We start from the raw sequence: 25,597 nt of genomic DNA, 5'->3' as shown, positions 1-25,597 counted from the left end.
TCGACATGTCTGCTTCTGTGCCCCACCCGTTCCTTCCCTTTGCCCGCCCCGATATCGGCGATGCAGAGATCAACGCCGTGACCGAAGCGATGCGCTCGGGCTGGGTCACCACCGGCCCCGTCACGCGCCAGTTCGAGCAGAACTTCGTGGACTACCTGGGCGGCGGCCTGCACGCCGTGGCCGTCAATTCGGCCACCGCGGGCCTGCACCTGGCGCTGGAGGCGTTGGGCATCGGCCCGGGTGACGAAGTGATTGCGCCCACGCTCACCTTCACCGCCACCGTCGAGGTGGTGCGCTACCTGGGCGCAGACGCTGTGCTGGTCGATGTGGACCCCGTCACCCTGAACATCGATCCCGCGCACATCCGCGCCGCCATCACCCCCCGCACCAAGGCCATCATGCCCGTGCACTACGGGGGGCTGGCCTGCGACATGGAGGCCATCCTGGCCATTGCCCACGAACACGGCCTGAAGGTGGTGGAAGACGCCGCCCATGCGCTGCCTGCCACCTGGCGCGGCACGCTGGTGGGCCAGTTGCCGTCCGACATCACGGTGTTCAGCTTCTACGCCAACAAGACCATCACCACCGGCGAAGGCGGCATGGCCGTCACGCGCGATGCTGCGCTGGCCCAGCGCATGCGGGTGATGCGCCTGCACGGCATGAACCGCGACGCGTTTGACCGCTTTACTTCCAAAACCCCGGCCTGGTACTACGAGGTGGTGGCCCCCGGCTTCAAGTACAACATGACCGACGTGGCCGCCGCCATGGGCGTGCAGCAACTGGCGCGACTGCCGCAGTTTGTGCAGCGCCGCGAGCAGCTGGCACAGCGCTACCACGCTGCGCTGGCCGACCTGCCCCTGGTGCTGCCCGCCACCGCCCCGGCGGGCGAGCGGCATGCCTGGCATCTGTATGTGGTGCGCCTGGCAGCGCCGGCCCGCATCGACCGCGACACACTGATCCAGGCCCTGTCCGACCGGGGCATTGGCACCAGCGTGCATTACGTGCCCCTGCACCGCCACCCCTACTGGCGCGACCGCTACCAGCTCACACCGGCGCAGTTTCCGCACGCCGATGCCGCCTACCAGACCATGGTGAGCCTGCCCCTGTTCACCGCCATGAGCGATGCCGACCAGGAGCGCGTGATTGCTGCACTGCGCTACCTGCTCGGCTGAAGGCGGGTTGCCCCATGTGGCTCAAGCGCGCCTTTGACATCGCCTTCTCGGCCACCGTGCTGCTGCTGCTGGCGCCCCTGCTGGCAGTGATTGCGCTGTGGGTGCGCTGCGATTCGCCCGGCCCCATTTTTTACCTGCAGGGGCGCGTGGGCAGGCATGGGCAGCCGTTTCGCATCTACAAGTTCCGCACCATGCAGGTCGGTGCCGACGCCGCCGGGCCGCACATCACCATCGGGCGCGATGCGCGCATCACCCGCGCAGGGCACGTACTGCGCCGCGCCAAGCTCGACGAGCTGCCCCAGTTCGCCAACGTGCTGCGTGGCGACATGAGTGTGGTGGGCCCCAGGCCCGAGGTGCCCCGGTACGTGGCGCTGTACCCGACCGACGTGGCCGCGCAGGTGTTGAGCGTGCGCCCCGGCATCACCGATCTGGCATCGCTGGCGTTTCGAAACGAGGGCGATCTGCTGGCGCGCAGCGACGACCCCGAGCGCACCTACGTGCAGGACATCCTGCCTGCCAAGCTGCAATACGCCTGCCAGTATGTGCAAACGCGCAGCCTGTGGCTGGACCTGTCCATCATCGTGCGCACCGTTGCGACACTGGCTGGCAGCCCAAGGACACCGCGCAGCCCATAAAATCACGGGTTTGGCTGCTCCGCGCAGACCTTCACCCGCCTTTTGACCGTGAGCGACGTCGCGCGCCCACATTTGAGCACCGTAGCAACGGCACCCCTATGTCCGAACACCACCACGCACCCGCCCCCCAGGACGACAACCAGCTCATCGCCGAGCGCCGCGAGAAGCTGCGTGCCTTGCGCGAAGCGCAGTCCAAGGGCGGCGCTGTCGCGTTCCCCAACAACTTCAAGCCAGCCCACAAGGCCGCCCAGCTGCACCTGGAGCACGCCAGCGCCACCAACGAAGCACTGGAAGCAAACCCCGTGGCCGTCTCGGTGGCCGGGCGCATGATGCTCAAGCGGGTGATGGGCAAGGCCAGCTTTGCCACCGTGCAGGACGGCTCCCTGGGTGACGTGGGCGGGCGTATCCAGCTGTACGTGACCCGCGATGCGCTGGGCGAGGACCTGTACGCCGCCTTCAAGCACTGGGATCTGGGCGACATCCTGGGGGCCGAGGGCACGCTGATGAAAACCAAGACGGGCGAGCTGTCGATCAAGGTGACCCGCCTGCGCCTTTTGACAAAAAGCCTGCGCCCGCTGCCCGACAAGTTCCACGGCATGGCCGACCAGGAGCAAAAGTACCGTCAGCGCTATGTGGACTTGATCACCGACGAGCAGGCCCGCCAGCGTTTCATGGCACGCAGCAAGGCTGTGAGCGGCCTGCGCGAGTTCATGGTCAGCCACAACTTCCTTGAGGTGGAAACGCCCATGCTGCACCCGATTCCGGGCGGCGCCAATGCCAAGCCCTTCGTCACGCACCACAACGCGCTGGAGCAGGAGATGTACCTGCGCATCGCGCCCGAGCTGTACCTCAAGCGCCTGATTGTGGGCGGCTTCGAACGCGTGTTCGAGATCAACCGCAGCTACCGCAACGAAGGTATCAGCGTGCGCCACAACCCCGAGTTCACCATGATGGAGTTCTACGCGGCGTACTGGAATTACCTGGATCTGATGGACTTCACTGAGACGCTGATCCGCGAGGTGGCCCTCAAGGCCACCGGCTCGCTGCAACTGACCTACCAGGGCCGCGCGGTGGACCTGAGCCAGCCGTTTGCCCGGCTGACGATCCGCGAGGCGATCTTTGAGTACACCGAAGCGGGCGCGCATGTGGACGATGCAGCCTGGCTGATCAGCGCGCTCAAAAAGCTTGGCCTGTCGGAAGACAAGGACCGGCTCTCGACCCGCTCGCTGGCCAGCCTGCAGGTGCTTTACTTTGAAGAAACCGTGGAAGACAAACTGTGGCTGCCCACCTTCATCATGGAGCACCCCACCGAAATCAGCCCGCTGGCCCGCGCCAACGACACGCGCCCGGAGGTGACCGAGCGCTTTGAGCTTTACATCACCGGCCGCGAGTTTGGCAATGGCTTTAGCGAATTGAACGACGCCGAGGACCAGGCCGCGCGTTTCCATGCCCAGGTGGCTGCCAAGGATGGTGGCGACGACGAGGCCATGTTCTTTGACCACGACTTCGTGCGCGCGCTGGAATATGGCATGCCCCCCACCGGCGGCTGCGGCATCGGCATTGACCGCCTGATGATGCTGCTGACCGACAGCCCCAGCATCCGCGACGTGATTTTGTTCCCGGCGCTGCGGCGCGAGATGTGATGCAAACCACTGTGCGCCTGGCTCGACCGCCGCACCCCGGCGTGTCGTGGGGCGGGCGCACTGGTGCCCTCTGACCCAAGACCATGGCAAGCTCCAAACTGCAGATGCTGACCCAACGCCTTCCTGCATGGATGCAGGACTGGCTGGAAGTCATCGTGCCCGGCACGCAGATCCTGCTGATCGTGCTGGCCGCCTGGCTGATCCAGCGCACACTGCGCCGGCTGATGCGCGGGGCATCCGCGCGCTACCAGTTGCCCGATGAGCTGGTGGTACCCATCAACGGGCTGATCCGCTGGCTGACCATCGCCACGGCAACGCTCATGGTGCTTGAGCGGCTGGGGGTGTCGGCCACCGTGCTGTGGACGGCTTTCACGGGCTTTGCCACGGTGGGCGCGGTGGCGTTTTTTGCGGCCTGGAGCGTGTTGTCGAACCTGTTTTGCGCCCTGCTGATCTTCACCGTGAGGCCGTTTCGGGTGGGCGATCACATCGAAGTGCTCGACACGGCCGAGAAACCCGGTGCCAAGGGCCGTGTGGTGGACATCAACCTGCTCTACACCACGCTGGAAGACCTGACCCTGGCACCCGGAGAAGCCTGCCTGCAGATCCCCAATGCGCTGATTTTTCAGCGGGTGGTGCGGCGATTCAACGGGGTTGCACCGCCTGCTGCCAATCTCCCTGCCAATCTCCCTGCCCATCCCCCTGCGGCCCCTGCCAGCGCGCCCGAAGCAGCCGCGCCCGCACCCGTGGTGCCCGCCCCATCAAGCGCGCCCTGACATCGCTGGCGGCGCCCGCCGCCATGCCACCACAGGCACCCAGCGCCCGCGCATCCAGCAGGCGCATCCCGCAGGCGTATCAGGGCAGCAGATCCAGTGCCTGCCGATACGCGGGCTGGTACATCAGATCGTCCCACGCGTGGGGCAGCGTTTGCGGCACCAGCGCCAGGCGACGCGCCTCGCTGTCCACACTGGGTTGCCATGCGCCCTGGTCCCGGGCGGCCAGCAGTCCGTCAAGCAGCTCGTCTACCGGCTCGCCCTTGCCCATGCTCTGGTTGCACAGCAGCACCAGATCGCAACCGGCCTCGAGCGCCGCCACGGCGGCATCGGTGTAGCTGACCTGTTGGCCATCCAGACGCCGGGCGCCCTCCATGCTCAGGTCGTCGCTGAAGATGGCACCGTCAAAGCGCATCTGGCGGCGCAGGATGTCCTGCAGCCAGCGCCTGGAAAAGCCTGCGGGGCGGCTGTCCACGTTGGGGTAGATCACATGGGCTGGCATGACGCTGGTGAGCACGCTGCTCAGCCACGGGTAAGGGGCCGCATCGTCGGCCAAAATGGCCTTGAGGCTGCGCCGGTCCACCGGCACCTCGGTGTGCGAATCGGCCCTGACGAAGCCATGCCCCGGAAAATGCTTGCCACAGTGGGCCATGCCCGCTTGCAACAGGCCGTGCATCAGGCTCTTGGCCAGCATCGTCACCACACGCGCGTCGCGGTGAAAGGCGCGGTCGCCAATCACGCCGCTTTCACCCCAATCGAGGTCCAGCACGGGCGTGAAGCTGAAGTCCACACCGCAAGCGCGTAACTCGGCCCCCAGCACATAACCTGCCGCCGTGGCCGCATTGCTGGCACGCAGCGCGCCGCTGCCGGGCACGGTCTTGGCGCCCTTGCCGTCGTCCATCCACATGTCGCCGAAGACGCGCATGGGCGGCAAGTGGGTGAAGCCGTCGGTGCGAAAGCGCTGCACGCGGCCGCCTTCATGGTCCACGCAGATGAGCAGGTCGTCTCGCACGGCCTTGATGGCGCTGGTGAGCTGCAGCAGTTGCGCGCGGTGTTCCCAGTTGCGGGCAAACAGGATCACGCCGCCCGTGAGCGGGTGGGCCAGGCGGCGGCGGTCATCGGCGGTGAGCGCGGTGCCCGCCACATCAAGAATGATGGGTGCGTGTTCGGTCATGGCAATACAGTAAAAATGCTACTTAAATGATAGCTGTCAGCGCATACAGGTCGTGCGCAATAGGGTATTTTTATTCAAATTTTCTCGACCACGCAGAAGCTGGCGGCGTAGTCGGTTTCGTCGGTGACGCTCAGATGGGCTTTCAGGCCCCTGGCGTCAAACCAGTCCTTGAGTGCGCCATGCAGCACCAGCTGCGGCTGACCCGAAGGCAGCTTGGCGATCTCGCAGTGGCGCCATGTCATGGGCATGCGCATACCCAGGCCAATGGCTTTGCTGAAGGCTTCCTTGGCAGAAAAGCGTGTGGCCAGGTAGCGCAGGCCGCGGTCGGGCCAGCGGGCGCTGCGCTCGCGCCAGGTGCTGAGCTCGCCTTCGGCCAGCACCTTGGTGGCAAAGCGCTCGCCGTGGCGGTCCAGGCTGGCGCGGATGCGGCGGACATCGCAGATATCCGTTCCAATGCCGTAGATCATGGTTTGAGACTCCAATAGGGCGGTTACGCTCGACGAGTATGCCTTTGCAGCTATCAAATCAGGAGCATTCACCACCCGTGCCTGCGCGGCTGCCCGCGGCGATGCAGGCCAGGTAGGCTTGCACCGTGGCGGCGTAACCCAGCTCCAGCGCATCGGCGATGAGCGCATGGCCGATCGACACCTCATGCAGCCCGGGCACCTCCCGCACAAACGCGGTCAGGTTGTCGCGGTTGAGATCGTGGCCCGCGTTGACCAGCAGCCCCGCATCCAGCGCCGCCTGCGCTGCCGCCCGGTAGCGGGCCAGCTCGGTAGCCTGCTGCGGGGTACCCCAGGCCGCTGCGTAGGGCTCGGTGTAGAGCTCCACACGGTCGGCCCCCACTGCGCGGGCCGCAGCCATCTGCCCGGGCACCGGGTCCATGAACAGGCTGACACGCACGCCCAGGGCCTGGCACTCGGCAATCAGCGGGCGCAGGCGCTGCGCGTCTTGCGGGAAGCTCCAGCCGTGGTCACTGGTGAACTGATCTTCGCCGTCGGGCACAAACGTGGCCTGGTGCGGACGGACTGCGCGCACGAACTCCATCAGGTTCTGGGAGGGATTGCCCTCGATGTTGTACTCGCGCCCCGGCCAGGATTTCATCAACGCGGCCAGATCGAACACATCCTGCCGGCGGATATGGCGCTCGTCCGGTCGTGGATGCACGGTGATGCCCTGCGCACCGGCCTGCAGGCACAGCTCGGCCGCGCGGGTGACGCTGGGAATGCCCAGATGGCGGGTGTTGCGCACCAGGGCCACCTTGTTGATGTTGACCGACAGCGCGGTGACGGGCGCGGCGGCTGGCGGCGCAAGCGCGCTGGATGAGCGGGTGGGCTGGTTCATAGGGCCTGAAGATCCATCATGAGCTGGCGTGTGCGCAGCGTGGGGCTGCCGCAATGGTATTGCAGCAGGGTGCGCAGCTGTGGTTTGAGCTCGGCGGCAAAAGGGGCGCAGGCGCGCAGGGTGGCGGTGTAGCTGGCAACATCATCCAGACCGCGCTGCAGCGCCATCCACTGGCTTCCATGCAGGCCGAAACGCTCGCTGGGCAAGGCCGTCCGCAAGCCGCCTTCGGGTACCAGCGTGTAGCGCGTGTCGGGCAGCAGTGGTGCGAGCGTCATGGTCTGCGCATCCAGCGCGGGCAGCAAACCAATCTCGCGCAGCAGCAGCAGCTCAAAGCTGCGCAGCACGGGCTCCAGCGCATCGCCATGCTCGCTGGCCAACACCCGCACCACGCCCGCATAGGCATCAAACAGATCGGCGTGCGGGTCGGCGCGAGCCAGCAAGCGCAGCAGCAATTCGTTGAGGTACAGGCCCGACAGCAGGGCATCGCCCGTGGGCATGACATGCCCTCCCACCCATTCGGCCGCCTTGAGCGCATGGATGTCACCTTCGCCATCACCGGCCAGACTGTAGGTCAGCGCCAGCGGCTGCAAGGGCAGCAGCACGGGGCGAAAGTTGGAGCTGGGCTTCTTGGCACCCTTGGCCACCAGTGCCACGCGACCCTGGTGGCGGCAGAAGGCTTCCAGGATGAGGCTGGACTCGCTCCAGTCGTAGCTGTGGAGCACGAACGCGGGTTCGTCCGAAATGCGCTTGGCGGCAGCCACGGGACGTCCGTCGTGGGCGTGCGGGTCAGGCAGCGGGCGCTGGGCGACGCATCACTCGTAGCCGAACGATCGCACGCGGGCTTCATCGTCCGCCCAGCCGGACCGCACCTTGACCCAGAGTTCGAGGAACACCTTGGCATCCATGAGCTTTTCCAGCTCCTGGCGCGCCTCGGAGCCGATGCGCTTGAGGCGCTCGCCCTTGTCGCCAATGACCATCATCTTGTGGTTGTCGCGCTCGACCACAATGGTGGCGGCGATTTTGACCATGCGCTTGTGCTGCCGGCTGGGCTCCTCGTCGAACTTGTCCACCACCACGGTGGAGGTATAGGGCAGCTCGTCGCCGGTAAAGCGGAACAGCTTTTCGCGGACGGTTTCAGAGGCCAGAAACCGCTCGCTGCGATCGGTCAGCTCGTCTTGCGCGTACCACCAGCCCTGCTCGGGCAGATACTTGGCGCAGATGCCAAACAGCCGCTCGACATCGGCCTTGTTCTTGGCCGACATGGGCACAAACTCGGCGAATGGGTGGCGCTCCTGCATGCTTTTGAGCCAGGGGGCCAGCTCGGCGCGGCGATTGACCATGTCAAGCTTGTTGGCCACCAGCAGGGTCGGAATCCCCGGTTTGAACAGCGACAGCACCTTGGCATCGGCCAGCGTGAAGTTGCCGGCCTCAACCACAAAGAGGATCAGATCCACATCGCCAATGGCACCCATCACGGTCTTGTTGAGCGACTTGTTCAGCGCGGTGGCATGTCGCGTCTGGAAACCGGGCGTGTCCACAAAGATGAACTGCGTCTGCTCGCGCGTGCGGATGCCGGTGATGCGGTGGCGCGTGGTTTGCGCCTTGCGCGACGTGATGCTGATCTTTTGCCCCACCAGCGCATTGAGCAGGGTGGACTTGCCCACGTTGGGCTTGCCAACGATGGCAATCACCCCGCAGCGCTGCCCCGGCACGGCCGCAGGCGCGCCTGCGGCAGCGAGCATCGCTTCCAGGTCAGTTTGCTCACCTGCGCCTGGTTTTTCGGCGCAATCAGCTACATTTTTTGTAGCATCGTTCATAGCTTCCTTGATTTCAGTGTGGCGAGCATGGCCGCAGCCGCCGCCTGTTCGCCTGCGCGGCGCGAGCCGCCAATACCGCGCTCGGTCAGGCCGAGATCCGGAATGTCGCACTCCACATCAAAGGTCTGGCGATGGGCAGCGCCGGTGGTGGCCACCACCTGGTACTGCGGCAGCTTCATTTTGCGACCCTGCAGCCACTCCTGCAATGCCGTCTTCGCATCCTTGGACGCCGCCTGCATTTGCGGGTTGATTTCAACGCCCTCGAACAACCGGTGCACCAGGGCCTCGGCGGTCGCATACCCGGCGTCAAGATAGACCGCCCCGATCAGGGCTTCCAGCGCATCGGCCAGGATGGACGGCCGCTGCTGGCCGCCCGATCTGGCCTCGCCCTCCCCCAGACGGAGCACCTCCGACACCTTGAGCCGAAGCGCCAACTGGTGCAAGGTATCTTGCTTGACCAGATTGGCGCGCACCCGGGACAGATCGCCTTCCGGCAGCTCCGAAAGGCGCCGGTACAACAGGCTGGCCACAGCCAGGTTCAACACCGAGTCGCCGAGGAATTCAAGGCGCTCGTTATGGTCGGCAGAAAAGCTGCGGTGCGTGGTGGCCCGCTCCAGCAGGGACGGGTCGGCGAACACATGCTGCAAACGGGCCTGCAGCCCCTGGAGTCCGGGGCGCACTAGTTGGTCTGCGCTTCAAATCGGTACACGAGGTAAGCGGGGCCTGCCAGAGCGATTTCGCGCGAATACTTGAAGCCAACCACCATCTTGTCTCCCCGCTTGGTGATTTCCAGGTCTTTTCCCTGGATAGAGTTGATGCTATCGACAATTGCAGCGCGATCGAATGCGCCACGGATCTCCAAAGCAGATCCCTTCGACTTGACCTTCTCGATGGCCTGCTTCGCAGCGGAGTACTCCAAGAAGATCGGAACCGACTGGCCACCAATGGCAACCACGGCTACGACCAACACGCCCAGGATCACCACACCAAAAAAAGACATCCCGCGTTGGCGCGAACGCAGGGCTGACTGCCCCAGTTTTCTCATGACTACTCCCTTGTTGATGGTTGATCCCGGCGCGACGTCAATTAAACGGGCCGATACGCTTGAGATTGCCGAAATTCATCCAGACGAAGAATGCTTTTCCGACAATGTTGGCCTCGGGCACAAACCCCCAGTAGCGCGAATCCAGCGAGTTGTCGCGGTTGTCCCCCATCAGAAAGTAATGCCCCTGCGGCACCTTGCAGACCACGCCCTCGATACTGTAGCGGCAGTTTTCCCGGTGGGTGAAGTTGCTGGCTCCCTGCACGAACGCAGGCACCTCGGCGTTGTTGAGCAGGCGGTGACGCTGCTCACCGAGCTGCTCTTCAAACTGCTTGAAGTAGCGCATCGACTCTTCTTCCAGAAAATCCGGCAAGGGTGAGGTTTCCACCGGCTTGCCGTTGATGCTCAGACGCTTGTTGATGTAGGCAACCTCATCGCCCGGAACCCCAACCACGCGCTTGATGTAGTCCAGGCTGGGCTGGGGTGGGTAGCGAAACACCATCACGTCACCACGCGCAGGCGGGCTTCCCTCGGTCACGCGGGTGTGGATCACGGGCAGCCGGATGCCATAGGTGAACTTGTTGACCAGGATGAGGTCGCCGACCAGCAGCGTCGGAATCATCGAACCCGAAGGAATCTTGAAGGGCTCAAACAGAAATGAGCGCAGCAGAAACACTGCCGCGATCACCGGGAACAGCCCTGCCGTCCAGTCCAGCCACCACGGCTGCATGAGCACGCGACCCTTTGCTTCGGCGGTGTCCAGGTCAACCTTCTGGATCCCCAGCCGGTCAAGCTCGGCCCGCCGCGCGATGGCAGCATCCTCAATGGCCTGTGCAGCACGGCGGCGGCGCGGCAGAAAGTAAAACCGCTCTGCCAACCAGTAACACCCGGTGACCAAAGTGGCGAGAAACAGGAGCAACGCAAAGTTGCCCTCGATGAGGCCCAGGTTCCAGGCGCCGACATAGCCCACGCCGGCCGCCAGGATGGCGGCGGTGATGATCTGCATGAACTGCATCAGTCTTCCACCTGCAAAATGGCGAGGAAAGCCTCTTGGGGAACCTCGACCGAGCCGATTTGCTTCATGCGTTTTTTGCCTGCCTTCTGCTTCTCAAGAAGCTTGCGCTTGCGGGTGATGTCGCCGCCGTAGCATTTTGCCAGCACGTTCTTGCGCAGCGCCTTGATGGTTTCGCGCGCGATGATGTTCGCGCCAATCGCGGCCTGGATGGCCACGTCGTACATCTGGCGACTGATGATCTCGCGCATCTTTGCCACCACCGCGCGGCCACGATACTGGGATTGCGACCGGTGCACGATGATGGACAAAGCATCCACCTTCTCGCCATTGAGCAGGATATCCACCTTGACCACGTCAGAGGCTCGGTATTCCTTGAACTCGTAATCCATCGATGCATAGCCGCGCGACACCGACTTGAGCTTGTCGAAGAAGTCGAGCACGATCTCGCCAAGGGGCATGTCGTAGGTCAGCATCACCTGACGGCCATGGTAGGCCATGTTGATCTGCACCCCGCGCTTTTGGTTCGCCAGCGTCATCACGGGGCCCACATAGTCTTGCGGCATGTACAAATGCACCGTGACGATGGGCTCGCGAATTTCCTCCAGCCGCCCCTGGTCGGGCATCTTCGAGGGGTTCTCGACCATGATGACTTCGCCGTCGGCCTTGACCACCTGATAAACAACGCTGGGCGCCGTCGTGATGAGGTCCTGGTCGAACTCGCGCTCGAGTCGCTCCTGAACGATCTCCATGTGCAGCAAGCCCAGGAAGCCGCATCGAAAACCGAAACCCAGCGCCTGACTGACTTCGGGCTCGTAGTGCAACGAGGCGTCATTGAGCTTGAGCTTCTCCAGCGCATCCCGCAGGGAGTCGTATTCGCTGGCTTCGGTCGGGTACAGGCCCGCAAAAACCTGGGGCTGGATTTCCTTGAAGCCCGGCAGCGCTTCGGCGGCTGGGCCCGCATTGTTGGGCAGCTTTTTTTCCAGCGTGATGGTGTCGCCTACCTTGGCCGCCTGCAGCTCTTTGATGCCCGCAATGATGTAGCCCACCTGCCCTGCATGCAGCGCATCGCGGGGCTCGTTGGCAGGGGTGAAGACACCCAGGTTGTCGGCGTTGTACACAGCACCGCTGGCCATCATCTTGATGCGCTCGCCCTTGAGAAGTCGGCCGTCCACGACACGCACCAGCATGACCACGCCGACGTAGCTGTCGAACCAGCTGTCGATGATCATCGCCCGCAAGGGGCCATCAGGGTTGCCGCGCGGCGCGGGCACCTTGGCCACGATCGCCTCCAGAATCTCATCGATGCCCATGCCGGTCTTGGCAGAGCAAGGTATGGCATCGGTCGCATCAATGCCGATCACATCTTCGATTTCGGATTTGGCGTTGTCCGGGTCGGCGTTGGGCAGGTCCATCTTGTTGAGGACCGGCACGACCTCGACACCCAGTTCGAGCGCCGTGTAGCAATTGGCGACTGTCTGGGCTTCGACGCCCTGTGATGCGTCGACCACCAGCAGCGCGCCTTCACACGCAGACAGCGAACGGCTCACCTCGTACGAGAAGTCCACATGCCCCGGTGTGTCGATGAGGTTGAGGTTGTACACCTGCCCATCCCGGGCCGTGTACTGCAGCGCCGCCGTCTGTGCCTTGATGGTTATCCCACGTTCCTTCTCGATGTCCATCGAGTCTAGGACCTGGGCTTCCATCTCGCGATCGGCAAGACCGCCACAGCGCTGGATCAGACGGTCGGCAAGGGTCGATTTGCCATGATCAATGTGCGCGATGATGGAAAAATTTCTGATGTGATTCATCAACGGGAAGCGTCAAGTGATTGAATTGAAACAGTGCGCACAAGAAAAAAGGGCGCGTCGAGTGGCGACGCGCCCCAAACCAACAATCATTGGCAACTGCGATAGTTGGAGCTTTATTGTAGGCAAAAAGGGCCGGGGCGCCAGCGGATCCGAGTGCATTTGAAGGAGATGTCGCGCGGCAACAAGAAATTTATGAACAGGTTATCCACAGTCGGCAAACGCGCCACGCTGGACAACTTGTGGGCGACTTGGCAAACCGCATTTCATGCGGTCAACAAAGCCCGAATCGGCAACATCCAGGACGCTTTTATGCCAAAAACCGCTAACGCAACCAGTCATTCTATCGAAAATCATCCATAGAGCGACTGGGCCATCCCACCCCGCGATCCGGGATCCAGCGACCAAGGTCGCGTGCTGATCTTTGTGCAGTTACTTGCCAGGACGGATCAGGGCGTATTGCGCCCAGTCGCCGCGACGGTACAGCACATTGATCGGTTTGCTCTTGTCCACCTTCGCCAGCACTGCCTCGAACTCCTTGACACCGCTGATCTCGGTATTGGCCATCGCCAAAATCACGTCCCCCTCCCGCAGACCTGCGCGGGCTGCGGCATCCGTGGCCGACGTCACGAGCACGCCCGCATTGAGCTTAAGTTCCTTTTTCTGCGCCTCTGGCAATTCAGACACTGCCAAGCCGATTTGTTGCGCGGCCGCAGAAGCCCTGGGTTTTTCCTCGCGCTCCGGGGTTTTGGCGCTCGCGGATTTTTCGGCCTCAATCTCGGCAACGGTCACCGTCAGATCCCGTGAGCTGCCTCGCCGGAACACCGTCATGGTGCTCTTGCTGCCGGGCTTGGTATTGCCGACCAGACGCGGAAGATCAGCCACCTTCTCGATCGGCTTGCCATCGAACCGGATGATGATGTCGCCCGCCTCGACACCCGCCTTGTCCGCAGGGGAGCCTGCCTCGATACCCGTGACCATCGCCCCCTGCGCCTTGCCCAGGCCGATGGACTCAGCAACATCGCGGCTGACCGGGCCAATCTGCACACCAATCCGCCCGCGGGTCACGCGCCCGGTCGCTCTGAGCTGATCGCTGACACGAATCGCCTCGTCCATGGGAATGGCAAACGAGATTCCCATGAATCCGCCCGAGCGCGAATAGATCTGGCTGTTGATACCGACCACTTCACCGCGCATGTTGATCAGCGGCCCCCCGGAATTGCCGGGGTTGATGGCGACATCGGTCTGAATGAAGGGCAGATAGTCGCCCGTCTCGCGCTGCTTGGCGCTCACGATGCCCGCAGTCACCGTGTTTTCCAGGCCAAAGGGCGAACCAATCGCCATCACCCACTCGCCAACCCGCAAGCGACTCACATCGCCCACCTTGACCGCCGGCAGACCCGTGGCATCGATCTTGACGAGGGCCACGTCGGTGCGCTTGTCGGCACCGACGATCCGGCCCTTGAACTCCCGCTTGTCTGTGAGGGTCACGATCAACTGGTCCGCGCCCTCGACCACATGGGCGTTGGTCATCACAAACCCATCCGACGTCAAAATGAAACCAGAGCCCACACCCCGGGGCTGGCTTTCTTCGTCTGGCTGGGGGCGCTGGGGACGCTGCTGCCGCGGGATGTTGGGGATCGGCACACCAAAGCGCTTGAAAAACTCCATCATCTCTTCGTCCATACCGCTCGAACCGCCGGAACGGCTGCTTGCCTTTTCAACCGTACGGATGTTGACCACGGAAGGCCCCACCTGATCGACCAGATCCGTGAAGTCAGGCAAGGCGCGCACTGTGCCCGCCGGTTGGGCATAGACCATGCGGGGCGCCACTGCGGTACCCGCCAGCCCGGTGACCAGGCAGGCCAACGCGAACGAGCGCAAAAAAACGAATTGGGTCATCGTCAACCTTTCATGGATGAAAACAGAGCACATTGCTCACTTCAGGTCACTCAGAAGTCTTTACCATCAATTGGTTCCTCGGCGTTGCTTGTGGGGCGGCAGGCAGGCACAGGGTGCGCCATGCCCCCGGCCTGGCCGCGCTGGCCCCTCTTGAACCCATGGTCAACGTATCCGCTGGAATTGTCCGGCAAAGAGCTTGAGCGTGTGCATTGGCACCTCGCCCACGGCTGTGACCCACGCATCGGGGTTCAAGCGCTGACCCAGTATGTGGGTGGCCCCCATGCTGGCAGCATGCGCCTTGTCGGGATGGCGCTGCGGGTCAAAAGGCTCGACAAACAGCGAGACCGACGTCATGCCGTCTGAATACAAGCACTGCAAGACCTTGCTGGGCGCATCGGCCACGACCATGGTGCGCTGGTGGCAGCTGACGGGCACGAATCCCGCCACGGGCTGCCGCAGGGCCCACCCCTCGGCCTGGGCCGAGGTTTTCGTGACCCGGGCAATGACTTCCCGGAAGCCATCGGTCATGTCCATCTGCCGCGCAATCTGCTCGGGCTCAATCGGCGCACGCAAGTCCAGTTCGGAAAACGCCGCGTTCTCCAGCACTTTCCCATCGGGCGCGAGCGTCTGAAGTTTGACGACCAGGCCGGTGTCCACCTCGCTCCAGAGTCTGTAACCGAAGCGCAAGTTATCGAGTGGCTTGAACCAGACCACATCGGCCAGATACCCTGCCACGCGATCCTGGCCGAGCCGAGTGGCAGCGTAGTACTGGGCAACGGCAGTGCCCTCCACCCATGCGACGCGGGGAAAGGTGGTAGCCGTGTCACGGCGATCGGTTCGAACCGTGCGGGTGTCCTGCGAAAACGTGCGCACCTCATCATTGCGACGAAACACCGTGCGCCGGTGGCCACTGAGGGACTCCACCCGCTCCAGGCGATGACGCTCGTCGCAGGCGTGCCAAATTTTGGAGGTCGACATGGCACCCGATGCCGAGAGTACGACGAACGTGCCGGTGTAGGCATGCCGACAGGGTGCGCTTTGAACGCGCTCGATCCACTGCATCACGTCGCGCTCGCGCGTGGCGCTGGCGTCTTGAGAGCCCCTTGCACTGGCCGCTGAGCCCGTCTGCCGAACGGCCTCGGAGGCGACACTTGCGCCCGCCGCACACCACAGTGCCGACAGTCCCAGCAACAGGCGCAACAGGCAGGCAACCCCTGCCGCTGTGAGTCGTTTCGGTAACGATGCGGCCTCGCCCCAGACGCCTTCCACGACGCCATCCATGCTCATCGGCCCGGCGATTCAAACGTCGCGTTTCGCAGGAAGCCGGCCGGCATCTGCAAGGCAGAAGTACTACCAAACTGCTTGTGCGCCGCCAACAGCTCGTCCAGCCGGGCGTCACGAAGCATGACTTGCTGCCCATCCGCATCCGCCACAGCCACCACGGGCGAACCTGGGTCCGTTGCATTGGCGGCTGGAGTCGCGGCCGTGGTCAGCGGCGGGGTGGCACCCGCCACCACGGGCCCTGCGGTCTGCAGGCTGGCCAGCGAGGACCAACCGATCGCCGCCACCGCTGCCAGGGAGGCAAAGCCTGCGGCCATCTTCCAGCGAAAGACAGCGGCGTTGGACGCGTTGTCGCGTTCTGCGCCCGCCACGCGACGGGGCACATCCTCAGCCAGAGGTGGGGCCACTGGAATTTCCTGGCGGGCGATCTCTTCACGCAAGCGCGACATGAACGCCGTGCTGACGGGCCGTGCCAGATCCGGGGAGCGCAGCACGTCGCCCACCAGGTGGTAGACCTCCCACGTCGAATGGCTGTCCTCGTGGGCACAGAGCTCGAGCGCAGACGCCAGTTGGGCACCTTGAAGTTCCCCATCGGCCAGCGCCGAGAGCAATTCGCGCCCTGCAAGTTCGCGGTCTGCAGCGTCGCGCGCCAGATCATCGTCAGTCATTGCACCATGCATCGCATCACCTCACCATCTTTTGCCTGTCTGGTTTTCCAGCAAAGGCCGTACCTTGGCCGAAATCGCTTCCCGCGCTCTGAAAATCCGCGACCGCACCGTACCAATCGGGCAGGCCATGGCCGTGGCGATTTCCTCATAGCTCAGGCCCTCGATTTCACGGAGCGTGACTGCCTGACGCAAGTCGTCCGGCAGCGCCTCCATGGCCGCATTGACCGCTTCAGCGATTTCGCGCGCTGCGAGCATCGTTTCGGGGGTATCGTCGGTGGTTAGTTCCTGCCCGAGACGGGAAGTTTCATCTTCGTCATCGCTGCCGCGCAGCGCGTTTTCGGAGATGACCGGATCGCGCTTCATGTCCATCAGCGCCTTCTTGGCGGTATTGACTGCAATGCGGTACAGCCACGTGTAGAACTGCGCCTCGCCCCGGAATTGATGAAGCGCCCGGTAAGCACGGATGAAAGTTTCCTGGGCAATGTCCTGGACCAGGTCGGTGTCCCGCACCATGCGCCCGATCAGGCGCTCAATGCGCCGCTGGTACTTGATGACCAGCAACTCGTAAGCGCGCTGATCGCCCGCAACCGTGCGCTCCACGAGCTGAAGGTCGCTGTCGTCTGGGCGAGAGGGAGGAAGGACGGTCATGGGTACTCAGGAAGTGCGGTCCACGGCCGCTTGCCGGGTCGGGTCGACACCCGCGCCCAAGTCGGCGCGCGAATATACCGCACGGCGCAAATCGATCCACCGCTGTGGATGATGCGCCCGCTCCAGCCAGAGCCACATGCGCTGATCATCAGCGGCAGTGAGTACCACCCAGAGATGCGACTGCAGGTCGATCAGTGGCCGGGGAGCCCCCTTCAGGACACCGCTGCGCGGGTCTGGCTGACCCGTTGCGACCGATTGGAGCAGCCAGGTCGAGCCATCCCATCGCACATCACCGCGAAACTGGCGCAGCCAAAAATGCAGCGCTCCCAACGCCGCCAGCACCCATGCCACTGCAGCAATGCAGACCCAAGCGTACTTGCCAGAATTCGCAGTGCCGTCCGAAACAGCCCAAAGCGCGATGACGACCGCCGCCGCAAGAAGGATGACGCCAAGGGTCCACGCAAGGGCAACGCTGCGGCTTGCGGGGTAGACCACCGACGGTGCGCTTTTGCGAGAGGCGGTTTTCACTGGGCAAATGGCCTGAGCAACCCGTGGCTTGGCGCTTTTGCCGCGTCAAAACGCGCTCCGACGCGGTGCGGGATCTGCCTGGCCGATACCCGCACAGGCGGGGCGGGCACAGGGCCGTATCGGTCAGATACGCTTGAAGACCAGCGTTCCGTTGGTGCCACCGAAACCAAAGTTGTTCTTCACAGCCACGTCCATCTTCATGTCCCGTGCGGTGTTGGCGCAGTAGTCCAAGTCGCACTCGGGGTCCTGATTGAACAGGTTGATGGTCGGCGGTGCCTTTTGGTCATGCAAGGCCAAAATGGTGAACACGCTTTCGATGCCGCCAGCGCCGCCGAGCAGATGGCCCGTCATCGATTTGGTGGAACTGATCACGGTTTTGTAGGCATGATCGCCCAATGCCGCCTTGATCGCATTGGTCTCATTGAGGTCGCCCAAGGGGGTTGAGGTACCGTGGGCGTTCAGGTAATCAACCTGATCTGCGTTGATACCGGCATTTCGCAAAGCGCTCAGCATGGCGCGCCGGGGCCCATCCATGTTGGGGGCCGTCATATGGCCGGCATCGGCGCTCATGCCAAAGCCCGCTAGCTCCGCGTAGATTTTTGCGCCGCGCGCTTTCGCGTGCTCATACTCTTCCAGAACGACCACCCCAGCGCCTTCGCCCAGCACAAAGCCGTCGCGGTCCTTGTCCCAGGGACGCGAAGCGGTCTTGGGATCATCGTTGCGTGTGGACAGCGCCCGCATGGCCGCGAAACCGCCGATTCCCAGCGGAGAGACCGTCGATTCGGTCCCGCCTGCAATCACGACATCCGCATCGCCATATTCGATCATCCGCCCGCCTTCACCAATGCAGTGCAAGCCCGTGGTGCAGGCGGTCACCACCGAAAGGTTCGGCCCTTTAAAGCCAAAGCGAATGGACACGTGCCCCGCCACCATATTGATGATGGAAGCAGGCACAAAAAACGGGGTGATGCGGCGAGGCCCGCGGCTGACGAGTTCGGCGTGGGTGTTTTCAATCAACGGCAGACCGCCGATCCCGGAGCCGATGACGCAGGCGATGCGGGTCGCAAGATCGTCGTGCAGCGCATCGCCCGTGGGAAGGCCCGCGTCTTGCACGGCCTGGGCCGCCGCTGCGATGCCGTAGTGGATGAAACTGTCCATCGCGCGCGCATCCTTGGCGCTGATGTAGGACTCCAGATCCAGCCCCTTGACCTCTCCCGCAATCTTGCAGGAAAAGTTGGACGCATCGAACTTGGTGATGGGACCAATGCCGGACTCACCGGCGAGGATATTGGCCCAGGCATCGGAGACCGTGTTACCCACGGGGCTGACGCAACCCAGGCCAGTCACGACAACGCGACGACGGCTCATGCGGAAAACCTTCTGCTCATCGCTTGAGTCAGGCGCAGGACGCCTCTCAGGCCTTCTGGTGGGTGTTGGCGTAGTCGATCGCGTTTTGCACCGTGGTGATCTTCTCCGCGTCTTCGTCAGGGATTTCGATGCCGAACTCGTCTTCCAAAGCCATCACCAATTCCACCGTGTCGAGAGAGTCTGCACCCAGATCAGCCACGAAAGCCTTTTCGTTCGTGACCTGGGACTCTTCCACCCCAAGTTGTTCGGCAATGATTTTTTTGACGCGTGCTTCGATATCGCTCATGGTTTCCCTCTGGGGGTTGTGAATGAATCCGCGATTCTAGCCGGTTAAGGAACGCCCCCTAAGCAGCCCGCCGTCCGGATGAACCGGCGTTATCTTTCAACAATTACATATACATGCCGCCATTGACGTGCAACTCCTGCCCCGTCACGTAACCCGCCTCCCGGGATGCCAGGTAGGCAACGGCATGTGCGATGTCCTGCGGCTTGCCCATGTGCCCGAGCGGGATCTGGGCATTGAGCGCTTTTTGCTGCTCTTCGGGCAGCGCCGAGGTCATGTCGGTCTCGATGAATCCGGGGGCCACGCAATTGACGGTGATGCCGCGGCTGCCCAGCTCACGGGCCAGGGCACGCGTCATGCCCGCCACGCCCGCCTTGGCGGCCGCATAGTTGGCCTGCCCCGGATTGCCGGACGCACCCACCACGCTGGTGATGCTGATGATGCGGCCAAAGCGCTGCTTCATCATTGGACGGATGGCGGCGCGGCTGGCGCGGAACACGGCCTTGAGATTGGTGTCCAGCACCGCATCCCAGTCGTCGTCTTTCATGCGCATGGCCAGGGTGTCGCGCGTGATACCGGCATTGTTGACCAGCACATGCAGGCCGCCCCGCTGCTTGACGAGGGTATCGATCAGCGCCTCGACGGCGGCAACGTCATTCACGTTGAGGTTGGCCCCGCAGCATCCCGGATGGGAGGCCAGCGCCTCGGTGATGCGCTGTGCGCCATCGTCCGTGGTGGCGGTGCCAATGACCTGGTAGCCGCGCGACGCCAATTCCAGCGCAATCGCTGCGCCAATGCCCCGGGACGCACCCGTCACGAGCGCAACCTGCGCCGAAGATGAGGATGCGTTCATGCCAGCAGCTCCCGGGTTTCGGCCAGCGTGGCCATGTCGTACAGGGCCATGCCCACGAGTTCAGAGTCAATGCGCTTGGTCAGGCCCGCAAGCACCTTGCCCGGACCGCTTTCCACGATGTGCGTCACGCCCCGGGCCTTGAGTGCGTGCACACACTCCACCCAGCGCACAGCGCCGAAGGCCTGCCGGTACAGCGCATCACGAATGGCGGCAGGATCGGACACCACAGCCACATCCACGTTGTTCACCACCGGGACATTCGGTGGGGCAAACGCCACATCGGCCAACGCGGCTCGCAGCTTTTCGGCTGCGGGCTTCATCAGACTCGAATGGAAAGGCGCAGAGACCGGCAACGGCAGCGCCCGCTTGGCACCGGCTGCCTTGAGGATCTCGCAGGCCTTGTCAACCCCGGCCCGGGTTCCGGCGATCACCGTCTGGGAGGGGTCATTGAAATTGACCGCTTCGGCCACCTCGGGCGAGCCCTCTCCGAAAGACGCCACGGCCTGGGCACAACCGGCCATCACGCCCGCCGCATCCATGCCCAAGATGGCAGCCATCGCCCCAGCACCCACGGGCACCGCCTCTTGCATGGCAGCCGCGCGCAGCCGGACCAGCGGCGCAGCCTGCGACAGGCTGAGCACCCCAGCGGCGACCAGCGCCGAATACTCCCCCAGCGAGTGACCGGCCACCGCCACCGGGTCAGCGCCCCCTTCGGCACGCCACACTCGCCACGCAGCCACGCCTGCCACCAGCATCACAGGCTGGGTGTTGGTGGTCAGCGCCAGCGCCTCCTTGGGCCCCTGGGCAATCAGCGCGCCGATGTCTTCACCCAGCGCGTCGGACGCCTCACGCAACGTATCCACCACCGCCGGGTGACCCGCCCAGCCATCGAGCATGCCAACAGACTGCGAGCCCTGGCCCGGAAAGACAAACGCAAATGACTTCATGAAAACTGAAAAAAGATAATCAAAACTGCACGTCGCGCACGGCCCATAAGCCCGGATTGCTACATTTTTAGTAGCACAGCACCCCAGGTGAAACCGCCGCCCACACCTTCGAGCAACACGGTGTCGCCCTTCTTGATCTGACCCGCGCGGACGGCATGGTCCAGTGCCAGCGGAATGGAGGCGGCAGACGTGTTGCCATGCTGATCCACCGTGACGACCACCTTGTCCATGGACATCTTGAGCTTGCGGGCGGTGCCCTGCATGATGCGGATGTTGGCCTGGTGCGGGACAAGCCAGTCAATGTCGGCCTCGGTCAGGCCCGCCCTGGCCAGAACCGCGTGGGCCGCCTTTTCCAGCACACCCACTGCCAGCTTGAAAACGGCCTGCCCGTCCATCCTGAGAACCGGATCGCCGAGCGCCACACCACCGGACACGTTGCCAGGCACACACAAGATGTCCACATGCTTGCCGTCGGCGTGCAGGTCGCTCGACAAAATGCCGGGTGTCTCTGACGCCTCCAGCACCACGGCACCGGCGCCGTCGCCAAACAGCACGCAGGTGGTGCGGTCATTGAAATCGAGGATGCGGCTGAACACCTCTGCGCCCACCACCAGCGCGCGGTTGGCCGCCCCCGTCTGGATCATGGCATCAGCCACCGCGAGGGCATAGACAAAGCCGCTGCAAACCGCCTGCACATCAAAAGCAGGGCATCCATTGGCCCCAAGCTTGTGCTGGAGGATGCAGGCGGCCGAGGGGAAGACCATGTCGGGGGTGGATGTCGCCACGATGATCAGATCGATCTCGGACGGCTGAACGCCCGCTGCCGCCAATGCGTTGCGTGCGGCCTCCACACCGAGATCGCTGCTGGCCACCTCAGGGGCGGCAAAGTGACGCGCCCGAATGCCGGTCCGCTCCACAATCCAGTCGTCCGACGTTTCCACCCCACGTTCTGCCAGCTCAGCCACGAGGTCGGCGTTGGACAGACGACGGGGAGGCAGATAACTGCCGGTGCCGGTAATGCGGGAGTAACGTCTCATGGGTAGGTTGCCGCCGCGAGGTCGGGCCGGGGCTGGGCATCGGCGGGAGCCAGAAGCGGCGCCGCATGCGCAATCCGGTTCTGGACACGGTCGAGCAGGTTGTTGCGGGCTGCATCATACGCCCGGTTCAAAGCCTGCTCGAAGGCCATCGCGTCGGCCGAGCCATGACTCTTGAACACCAGCCCGCGCAGCCCCAGCAGGGCTGCGCCGTTGTAGCGCCGATAGTCCATGCGCTTCATCAGCGCCTTCAGGACGGGATAGGCCACAATCGCCGCCATTTTGGTGAAAACATTGCGGGAGAACTCGGCCTTCAAACCACCAATGATCATGGTGGCGACGCCTTCGCTGGCCTTGAGCGCCACGTTCCCCACAAAACCGTCGCAGACAACGATATCCACCACGCCCTTGAAAATGTCGTTCCCCTCGACGTTGCCGACAAAATTCAGATCGCCAGAATTAGCAGCAGAACGCAGCAGTTCACCCGCTTTTTTAATGACTTCGCTGCCTTTGATAGCTTCTTCACCAATATTGAGCAAGCCCACGGTGGGCTCACCCCGGCCGCTGAGTACCGACGCCAGCGCCGAACCCATGACGGCAAACTGGAGCAGATGCTCGGCCGAGCAATCCACATTCGCGCCCAGGTCGAGCACCGTGGTGGCCCCACCAGCGGCGTTGGGCATCTGAGTAGCGATGGCCGGGCGGTCGATTCCGTCCAGCGTTTTAAGAAGATAACGCGCGATAGCCATCAATGCGCCGGTGTTACCAGCAGATACCGCCACGGACGCGGAGCCGTCCTTGACCTGCTGGATGGCCACGCGCATCGAAGAGTCCTTCTTTTTACGAAGCGCCACCTCCACAGGGTCGTCCATGGCAACGACCTCCGAGGCCGCCACGATGGTGGCCCGCTCGTGAGAGAACGCTTGAAGACTGCCCGCCATGCCGACCAGCAGCAAACGAGCCTCAGGATGATGGTCCAGGAATTGGCGACACGCCGCGAGCGTGACGCGGGGGCCATGGTCGCCCCCCATGCAGTCAACAGCCAGTGTGATCATGGGCGACTTGTCCGGCTGGCCAAGAAGACCAGAAGATGATTGCAACGGTCAAAACAAAGGCCCGCGCTACGTTTGCAGTAGCAACGGGCCTTTGCGGAGGCGGAAAATCAGGCTTCAGCCTTGTTCTTCAGCACCTGGCGGCCACGGTAAAAACCGTTGGGGCTGATGTGGTGACGCAGGTGGGTTTCGCCGGTGGTGGGCTCAACAGCAATGCCCGGCACATTCAGGGCGTTGTGCGAACGGTGCATGCCGCGCTTGGAAGGGGACTTTTTGTTTTGCTGAACAGCCATGGTGGCTCCTGGTCTTCAATAGGTTGGTAAAACGCGATTAGCCCATTAAGACTCGAGGGGGTTCGCGCGAAGCCCTCCATTATAGCCCAAACGGGTTTTTTAGCCCAGACCAAGCCAGTGGAGCTTCAGGTCTTGCGATCCTTGCGCAGATCGGCCAGCGCCGCAAACGGGTTCGGTTTGGCGGCACTGGCCTCCTCGAAATCCTCGTCGGACGATGCCAAGGGGACGGTGTCAGGGCACTCTTCGTGCTTGGGCACGACCGGCAGCGCCATCAGCAACTCATCCTCGATGAGCTCGCGCAGGTCAAACTCGCGGCTAATCGCCAGCAAGTCTTCCTCGCTCTCGTCATCCAGCGCCTCTGCCGTGGCCTCGTCCGCCACGAACCGGAACGAACGCTCTACCTCCACCGGGACGTCCACCGGCGTCAGGCAGCGCTGGCATTCCATGGGGAGGCTGACCCGCGCCTTCAGGTGCAGCCAGACCTGGCTCATTCCACCCAGGGCGGTTCGGAGCTCGCCATCGGCCTGCCAGTCGACCGACAGATCAGGGTGCAGGCCTTTGGCCTCCTGCACCAGACGCGCGTATTTCAGCAAGGAGTCGCGCCCAGCCAGCCGAGCGCCTGCTTGCGCAAAGGCTTTGACATCAAGTCGCTGCGCAGAGAATTCCTTGGTCATGCGGGCAGTGTAAGAGAATCACCGCATGCATCCAACTCCCCCCCTCCAACGCTCATTGGTATTGGGCTCCACCTCGCGCTACCGGCGAGAATTGTTGCAGCGCCTGGGCCTGCCCTTCGAATCGGCGGCCCCGGATGTGGACGAAACTCCGGCAGCCGCAGAGGCTCCGGGCACCCTGGCCCTCCGGCTGGCGCGGGCGAAGGCCGATGCGGTGGCGCGCAAATACCCCGAAGCCATCGTGATCGGGTCCGACCAGGTCGCCGACCTGCGCGGCAGCGTGCTGGGCAAGCCCGGCAGCCATGAGCGCGCCGTCGAGCAACTGCGCCGGATGCGCGGGCAGACCGTGGTGTTCCACACCGCGCTGGCCGTGGTCTGCGCCGCCACGGGATTTGAGCAGGTGGACAGCGCCCGCGTGCAGGTACGCTTTCGCGAACTGGACGACGAGGAAATCGAACGCTACCTGCGCGCAGAACAGCCCTACGACTGCGCCGGCAGCGCCAAAAGCGAGGGTCTTGGCATCGCCCTGGTCGACGCCATCGACAGCGACGACCCCACAGCGCTCATCGGCCTGCCCCTCATACGCACCTGCAGGATGCTGCGCGCGGCCGGGCTGGTGCTGCCATGACCAGCACAACGCCGCCGGGCACGCTGTATCTGGTGCCTGCTCCTTTGGATTTTGGCTGCGAAACGCAGACGCCGCTCACGGACACTCTTGCCTCAGGCACGCTCAGCACTGCCGCGCGGCTGACCCATTGGGTGTGCGAGAACGCCAAGAGTACCCGCGCCTACCTGAAACGGATCGACGCCCTGTACCCGCTCGCGGCGCCCCTGCAGCAGCAGGTCTTGACCGAACTCCCGCGCGAAGTCCACAAAAAAGGGGATCACAGCGACAAGGGTTCCGCCTCCTTCGATGCCCGCCCGCTCCTGGCACCCGCACTGGCAGGGCACGACATGGGCCTGGTGAGCGAGGCTGGCATGCCAGCGGTGGCCGACCCAGGCTCGTCTGTCGTGCGGGCCGCGCATGAGCTGGGCATCGCCGTCGTGCCTTTGGTGGGGCCCGTGTCATTGCTGCTGGCGCTCGCCGCCAGCGGACTCAATGGTCAGAACTTTGCGTTTGTAGGCTACCTGCCGCAAGACGCGCAGGAGCGGCAGCAGCGCATCCGGGAGCTGGAAGCGCTGGCGCACAAAAGCGGCCAGACCCAACTGTTCATCGAAACTCCCTACCGAAATGCCGCAGTCTGGCAGGCGCTGGTGCAGGCCTTGCAACCGCAAACCCGCCTGGCGCTGGCCAGCGGCCTGACGCTGGCCAAGGCAAGCGTGCGGAGCCAGAGCGTTCAGCAGTGGCGCCAGCAACCGATCTCCCCGGACAACCGCACGCCCACGGTTTTCGCGCTGGGGCGCTAGCCCGCACCCCACCTGGGCCCGGCACCACCACCACCTTGGGCACCTCTGCACAGCCCCCTGCGGTCTGCGCTGGCGCGGGCTCGCGAGGGTGATACAGCGCTTGCCTAGCCCGGATATTTCACCGTCCTCCGTAAAAACGATGACGGCATGGCCCTTTGAGTGCGCGTTTATCGAGGTGTAGAAACTTGATGAACGAGCGAGCCATGCCGAATCCAAACTGTACCGAACAAACTGAACTCGATCTG

28 protein-coding genes are annotated in these 25,597 nt (G+C 63.6%); 6 read left to right on the top strand and 22 right to left on the bottom strand.

Annotated features, from left to right (window positions below):
• Positions 1 to 5: 5 nt before the first annotated feature.
• The 4 genes from ACK543_RS08510 (at position 6) to ACK543_RS08495 (ending at position 4,223) form a co-directional block, all read left to right on the top strand.
• Positions 6 to 1,172: a DegT/DnrJ/EryC1/StrS family aminotransferase gene (locus ACK543_RS08510; protein WP_409942414.1), complete on the top strand. Its 1,167-nt coding sequence runs from the start codon at positions 6 to 8 to the stop codon at positions 1,170 to 1,172.
• 14 nt (positions 1,173 to 1,186) lie between these two features.
• A complete protein-coding gene (locus tag ACK543_RS08505) occupies positions 1,187 to 1,807 on the top strand; it encodes a sugar transferase (RefSeq protein WP_409942413.1) in 621 nt (206 codons plus the stop codon).
• Positions 1,808 to 1,905: 98 nt separating this feature from the next.
• On the top strand, positions 1,906 to 3,450 hold the full coding sequence (gene lysS, locus ACK543_RS08500) for a lysine--tRNA ligase (protein ID WP_409942412.1): 1,545 nt from the start codon (positions 1,906 to 1,908) through the stop codon (positions 3,448 to 3,450).
• A gap of 83 nt (positions 3,451 to 3,533) precedes the next feature.
• Complete coding sequence (locus tag ACK543_RS08495) at positions 3,534 to 4,223, top strand: mechanosensitive ion channel family protein (protein WP_409942411.1); 690 nt, start codon at positions 3,534 to 3,536, stop codon at positions 4,221 to 4,223.
• A gap of 79 nt (positions 4,224 to 4,302) precedes the next feature.
• Here the strand turns inward: ACK543_RS08495 and nagZ are convergent, their stop codons facing one another.
• The 22 genes from nagZ to ACK543_RS08385 form a co-directional block, all read right to left on the bottom strand.
• The gene (gene nagZ / locus ACK543_RS08490) at positions 4,303 to 5,394 is read right to left on the bottom strand and encodes a beta-N-acetylhexosaminidase (RefSeq protein WP_409942410.1); all 1,092 of its coding nucleotides are present in this window, start codon (positions 5,392 to 5,394) and stop codon (positions 4,303 to 4,305) included.
• Between the two features lie 74 nt (positions 5,395 to 5,468).
• A complete protein-coding gene (acpS, locus tag ACK543_RS08485; protein WP_409942409.1) occupies positions 5,469 to 5,861 on the bottom strand; it encodes a holo-ACP synthase in 393 nt (130 codons plus the stop codon).
• Positions 5,862 to 5,919: 58 nt separating this feature from the next.
• Positions 5,920 to 6,738 carry a pyridoxine 5'-phosphate synthase gene (locus ACK543_RS08480; RefSeq protein ID WP_409942408.1) on the bottom strand — a complete coding sequence of 273 codons (819 nt, stop codon included), beginning with the start codon at positions 6,736 to 6,738 and terminating at the stop codon, positions 5,920 to 5,922.
• Entirely contained in the window at positions 6,735 to 7,499 is a 765-nt protein-coding gene (gene recO, locus ACK543_RS08475; RefSeq protein ID WP_409942407.1) for a DNA repair protein RecO, read from the bottom strand. Before recO ends, ACK543_RS08480 begins: the two co-directional genes overlap by 4 nt.
• A 51-nt stretch (positions 7,500 to 7,550) precedes the next feature.
• Positions 7,551 to 8,555 carry a GTPase Era gene (gene era, locus ACK543_RS08470; RefSeq protein ID WP_409942406.1) on the bottom strand — a complete coding sequence of 335 codons (1,005 nt, stop codon included), beginning with the start codon at positions 8,553 to 8,555 and terminating at the stop codon, positions 7,551 to 7,553.
• The gene (gene rnc / locus ACK543_RS08465; RefSeq protein WP_409942405.1) at positions 8,552 to 9,235 is read right to left on the bottom strand and encodes a ribonuclease III; all 684 of its coding nucleotides are present in this window, start codon (positions 9,233 to 9,235) and stop codon (positions 8,552 to 8,554) included. The genes era and rnc overlap by 4 nt, the downstream gene beginning before the upstream one ends.
• Positions 9,235 to 9,600 (bottom strand): DUF4845 domain-containing protein, encoded by a 366-nt coding sequence (locus ACK543_RS08460; protein WP_409942404.1) that lies wholly within the window; start codon positions 9,598 to 9,600, stop codon positions 9,235 to 9,237. The genes rnc and ACK543_RS08460 overlap by 1 nt, the downstream gene beginning before the upstream one ends.
• A 37-nt stretch (positions 9,601 to 9,637) precedes the next feature.
• A complete protein-coding gene (gene lepB / locus ACK543_RS08455) occupies positions 9,638 to 10,612 on the bottom strand; it encodes a signal peptidase I (RefSeq protein WP_409942403.1) in 975 nt (324 codons plus the stop codon).
• Positions 10,612 to 12,420 (bottom strand): translation elongation factor 4, encoded by a 1,809-nt coding sequence (lepA, locus tag ACK543_RS08450; protein WP_409942402.1) that lies wholly within the window; start codon positions 12,418 to 12,420, stop codon positions 10,612 to 10,614. The genes lepB and lepA overlap by 1 nt, the downstream gene beginning before the upstream one ends.
• A gap of 429 nt (positions 12,421 to 12,849) precedes the next feature.
• Positions 12,850 to 14,319, bottom strand: a complete 1,470-nt coding sequence (locus ACK543_RS08445) for a DegQ family serine endoprotease (protein ID WP_409942401.1) — start codon at positions 14,317 to 14,319, stop codon at positions 12,850 to 12,852.
• A 162-nt stretch (positions 14,320 to 14,481) separates the two neighbouring features.
• A complete protein-coding gene (locus tag ACK543_RS08440) occupies positions 14,482 to 15,606 on the bottom strand; it encodes a MucB/RseB C-terminal domain-containing protein (protein ID WP_409942400.1) in 1,125 nt (374 codons plus the stop codon).
• Positions 15,603 to 16,268 carry a sigma-E factor negative regulatory protein gene (locus ACK543_RS08435; protein ID WP_409942399.1) on the bottom strand — a complete coding sequence of 222 codons (666 nt, stop codon included), beginning with the start codon at positions 16,266 to 16,268 and terminating at the stop codon, positions 15,603 to 15,605. The genes ACK543_RS08440 and ACK543_RS08435 overlap by 4 nt, the downstream gene beginning before the upstream one ends.
• Before the next feature lie 21 nt (positions 16,269 to 16,289).
• The gene (gene rpoE, locus ACK543_RS08430) at positions 16,290 to 16,916 is read right to left on the bottom strand and encodes an RNA polymerase sigma factor RpoE (RefSeq protein WP_409942398.1); all 627 of its coding nucleotides are present in this window, start codon (positions 16,914 to 16,916) and stop codon (positions 16,290 to 16,292) included.
• Between the two features lie 6 nt (positions 16,917 to 16,922).
• The gene (locus ACK543_RS08425; protein WP_409942397.1) at positions 16,923 to 17,444 is read right to left on the bottom strand and encodes a hypothetical protein; all 522 of its coding nucleotides are present in this window, start codon (positions 17,442 to 17,444) and stop codon (positions 16,923 to 16,925) included.
• Positions 17,445 to 17,567: 123 nt separating this feature from the next.
• Entirely contained in the window at positions 17,568 to 18,812 is a 1,245-nt protein-coding gene (gene fabF, locus ACK543_RS08420) for a beta-ketoacyl-ACP synthase II (protein ID WP_409942396.1), read from the bottom strand.
• Between the two features lie 46 nt (positions 18,813 to 18,858).
• The gene (acpP, locus tag ACK543_RS08415; RefSeq protein WP_003058049.1) at positions 18,859 to 19,098 is read right to left on the bottom strand and encodes an acyl carrier protein; all 240 of its coding nucleotides are present in this window, start codon (positions 19,096 to 19,098) and stop codon (positions 18,859 to 18,861) included.
• A gap of 103 nt (positions 19,099 to 19,201) precedes the next feature.
• Complete coding sequence (gene fabG / locus ACK543_RS08410; protein ID WP_409942395.1) at positions 19,202 to 19,948, bottom strand: 3-oxoacyl-ACP reductase FabG; 747 nt, start codon at positions 19,946 to 19,948, stop codon at positions 19,202 to 19,204.
• A complete protein-coding gene (gene fabD, locus ACK543_RS08405) occupies positions 19,945 to 20,895 on the bottom strand; it encodes an ACP S-malonyltransferase (RefSeq protein ID WP_409942394.1) in 951 nt (316 codons plus the stop codon). The genes fabG and fabD overlap by 4 nt, the downstream gene beginning before the upstream one ends.
• A 59-nt stretch (positions 20,896 to 20,954) precedes the next feature.
• The gene (locus ACK543_RS08400) at positions 20,955 to 21,932 is read right to left on the bottom strand and encodes a beta-ketoacyl-ACP synthase III (RefSeq protein ID WP_409942393.1); all 978 of its coding nucleotides are present in this window, start codon (positions 21,930 to 21,932) and stop codon (positions 20,955 to 20,957) included.
• Positions 21,929 to 22,984 (bottom strand): phosphate acyltransferase PlsX, encoded by a 1,056-nt coding sequence (gene plsX / locus ACK543_RS08395; protein ID WP_409942392.1) that lies wholly within the window; start codon positions 22,982 to 22,984, stop codon positions 21,929 to 21,931. The genes ACK543_RS08400 and plsX overlap by 4 nt, the downstream gene beginning before the upstream one ends.
• 107 nt (positions 22,985 to 23,091) lie before the next feature.
• Positions 23,092 to 23,274, bottom strand: a complete 183-nt coding sequence (gene rpmF, locus ACK543_RS08390) for a 50S ribosomal protein L32 (RefSeq protein WP_169169019.1) — start codon at positions 23,272 to 23,274, stop codon at positions 23,092 to 23,094.
• A 125-nt stretch (positions 23,275 to 23,399) separates the two neighbouring features.
• Complete coding sequence (locus ACK543_RS08385; RefSeq protein ID WP_409942391.1) at positions 23,400 to 23,948, bottom strand: YceD family protein; 549 nt, start codon at positions 23,946 to 23,948, stop codon at positions 23,400 to 23,402.
• A gap of 25 nt (positions 23,949 to 23,973) precedes the next feature.
• Between ACK543_RS08385 and ACK543_RS08380 the strand changes: the two genes are divergently transcribed.
• Positions 23,974 to 24,573 (top strand): Maf family protein, encoded by a 600-nt coding sequence (locus tag ACK543_RS08380; protein WP_409942390.1) that lies wholly within the window; start codon positions 23,974 to 23,976, stop codon positions 24,571 to 24,573.
• A complete protein-coding gene (locus ACK543_RS08375; protein WP_409942389.1) occupies positions 24,570 to 25,352 on the top strand; it encodes an SAM-dependent methyltransferase in 783 nt (260 codons plus the stop codon). The genes ACK543_RS08380 and ACK543_RS08375 overlap by 4 nt, the downstream gene beginning before the upstream one ends.
• The last annotated feature ends 245 nt before the right edge of the window (positions 25,353 to 25,597 follow it).

Source organism: Acidovorax sp. (assembly GCF_046341535.1).
Lineage (GTDB): Bacteria > Pseudomonadota > Gammaproteobacteria > Burkholderiales > Burkholderiaceae_C > Acidovorax.
Note: the sequence above shows the minus strand (reverse complement) of the source record. Positions and strands in the feature narration are given on the sequence as shown.

Bases quoted from the DNA above. Each gene is read 5' to 3' on its own strand.
- ACK543_RS08510 (WP_409942414.1), top strand. From the start codon at position 6: ATGTCTGCTTCTGTGCCCCACCCGTTCCTTCCCTTTGCCCGCCCCGAT.
- ACK543_RS08505 (WP_409942413.1), top strand. From the start codon at position 1,187: ATGTGGCTCAAGCGCGCCTTTGACATCGCCTTCTCGGCCACCGTGCTG.
- lysS (WP_409942412.1), top strand. From the start codon at position 1,906: ATGTCCGAACACCACCACGCACCCGCCCCCCAGGACGACAACCAGCTC.
- ACK543_RS08495 (WP_409942411.1), top strand. From the start codon at position 3,534: ATGGCAAGCTCCAAACTGCAGATGCTGACCCAACGCCTTCCTGCATGG.
- nagZ (WP_409942410.1), bottom strand. From the start codon at position 5,394: ATGACCGAACACGCACCCATCATTCTTGATGTGGCGGGCACCGCGCTC.
- acpS (WP_409942409.1), bottom strand. From the start codon at position 5,861: ATGATCTACGGCATTGGAACGGATATCTGCGATGTCCGCCGCATCCGC.
- ACK543_RS08480 (WP_409942408.1), bottom strand. From the start codon at position 6,738: ATGAACCAGCCCACCCGCTCATCCAGCGCGCTTGCGCCGCCAGCCGCC.
- era (WP_409942406.1), bottom strand. From the start codon at position 8,555: ATGAACGATGCTACAAAAAATGTAGCTGATTGCGCCGAAAAACCAGGC.
- ACK543_RS08460 (WP_409942404.1), bottom strand. From the start codon at position 9,600: ATGAGAAAACTGGGGCAGTCAGCCCTGCGTTCGCGCCAACGCGGGATG.
- lepB (WP_409942403.1), bottom strand. From the start codon at position 10,612: ATGCAGTTCATGCAGATCATCACCGCCGCCATCCTGGCGGCCGGCGTG.
- lepA (WP_409942402.1), bottom strand. From the start codon at position 12,420: ATGAATCACATCAGAAATTTTTCCATCATCGCGCACATTGATCATGGC.
- ACK543_RS08445 (WP_409942401.1), bottom strand. From the start codon at position 14,319: ATGACCCAATTCGTTTTTTTGCGCTCGTTCGCGTTGGCCTGCCTGGTC.
- ACK543_RS08440 (WP_409942400.1), bottom strand. From the start codon at position 15,606: ATGAGCATGGATGGCGTCGTGGAAGGCGTCTGGGGCGAGGCCGCATCG.
- ACK543_RS08435 (WP_409942399.1), bottom strand. From the start codon at position 16,268: ATGACTGACGATGATCTGGCGCGCGACGCTGCAGACCGCGAACTTGCA.
- rpoE (WP_409942398.1), bottom strand. From the start codon at position 16,916: ATGACCGTCCTTCCTCCCTCTCGCCCAGACGACAGCGACCTTCAGCTC.
- fabF (WP_409942396.1), bottom strand. From the start codon at position 18,812: ATGAGCCGTCGTCGCGTTGTCGTGACTGGCCTGGGTTGCGTCAGCCCC.
- acpP (WP_003058049.1), bottom strand. From the start codon at position 19,098: ATGAGCGATATCGAAGCACGCGTCAAAAAAATCATTGCCGAACAACTT.
- fabG (WP_409942395.1), bottom strand. From the start codon at position 19,948: ATGAACGCATCCTCATCTTCGGCGCAGGTTGCGCTCGTGACGGGTGCG.
- fabD (WP_409942394.1), bottom strand. From the start codon at position 20,895: ATGAAGTCATTTGCGTTTGTCTTTCCGGGCCAGGGCTCGCAGTCTGTT.
- ACK543_RS08400 (WP_409942393.1), bottom strand. From the start codon at position 21,932: ATGAGACGTTACTCCCGCATTACCGGCACCGGCAGTTATCTGCCTCCC.
- plsX (WP_409942392.1), bottom strand. From the start codon at position 22,984: ATGATCACACTGGCTGTTGACTGCATGGGGGGCGACCATGGCCCCCGC.
- rpmF (WP_169169019.1), bottom strand. From the start codon at position 23,274: ATGGCTGTTCAGCAAAACAAAAAGTCCCCTTCCAAGCGCGGCATGCAC.
- ACK543_RS08385 (WP_409942391.1), bottom strand. From the start codon at position 23,948: ATGACCAAGGAATTCTCTGCGCAGCGACTTGATGTCAAAGCCTTTGCG.
- ACK543_RS08380 (WP_409942390.1), top strand. From the start codon at position 23,974: ATGCATCCAACTCCCCCCCTCCAACGCTCATTGGTATTGGGCTCCACC.
- ACK543_RS08375 (WP_409942389.1), top strand. From the start codon at position 24,570: ATGACCAGCACAACGCCGCCGGGCACGCTGTATCTGGTGCCTGCTCCT.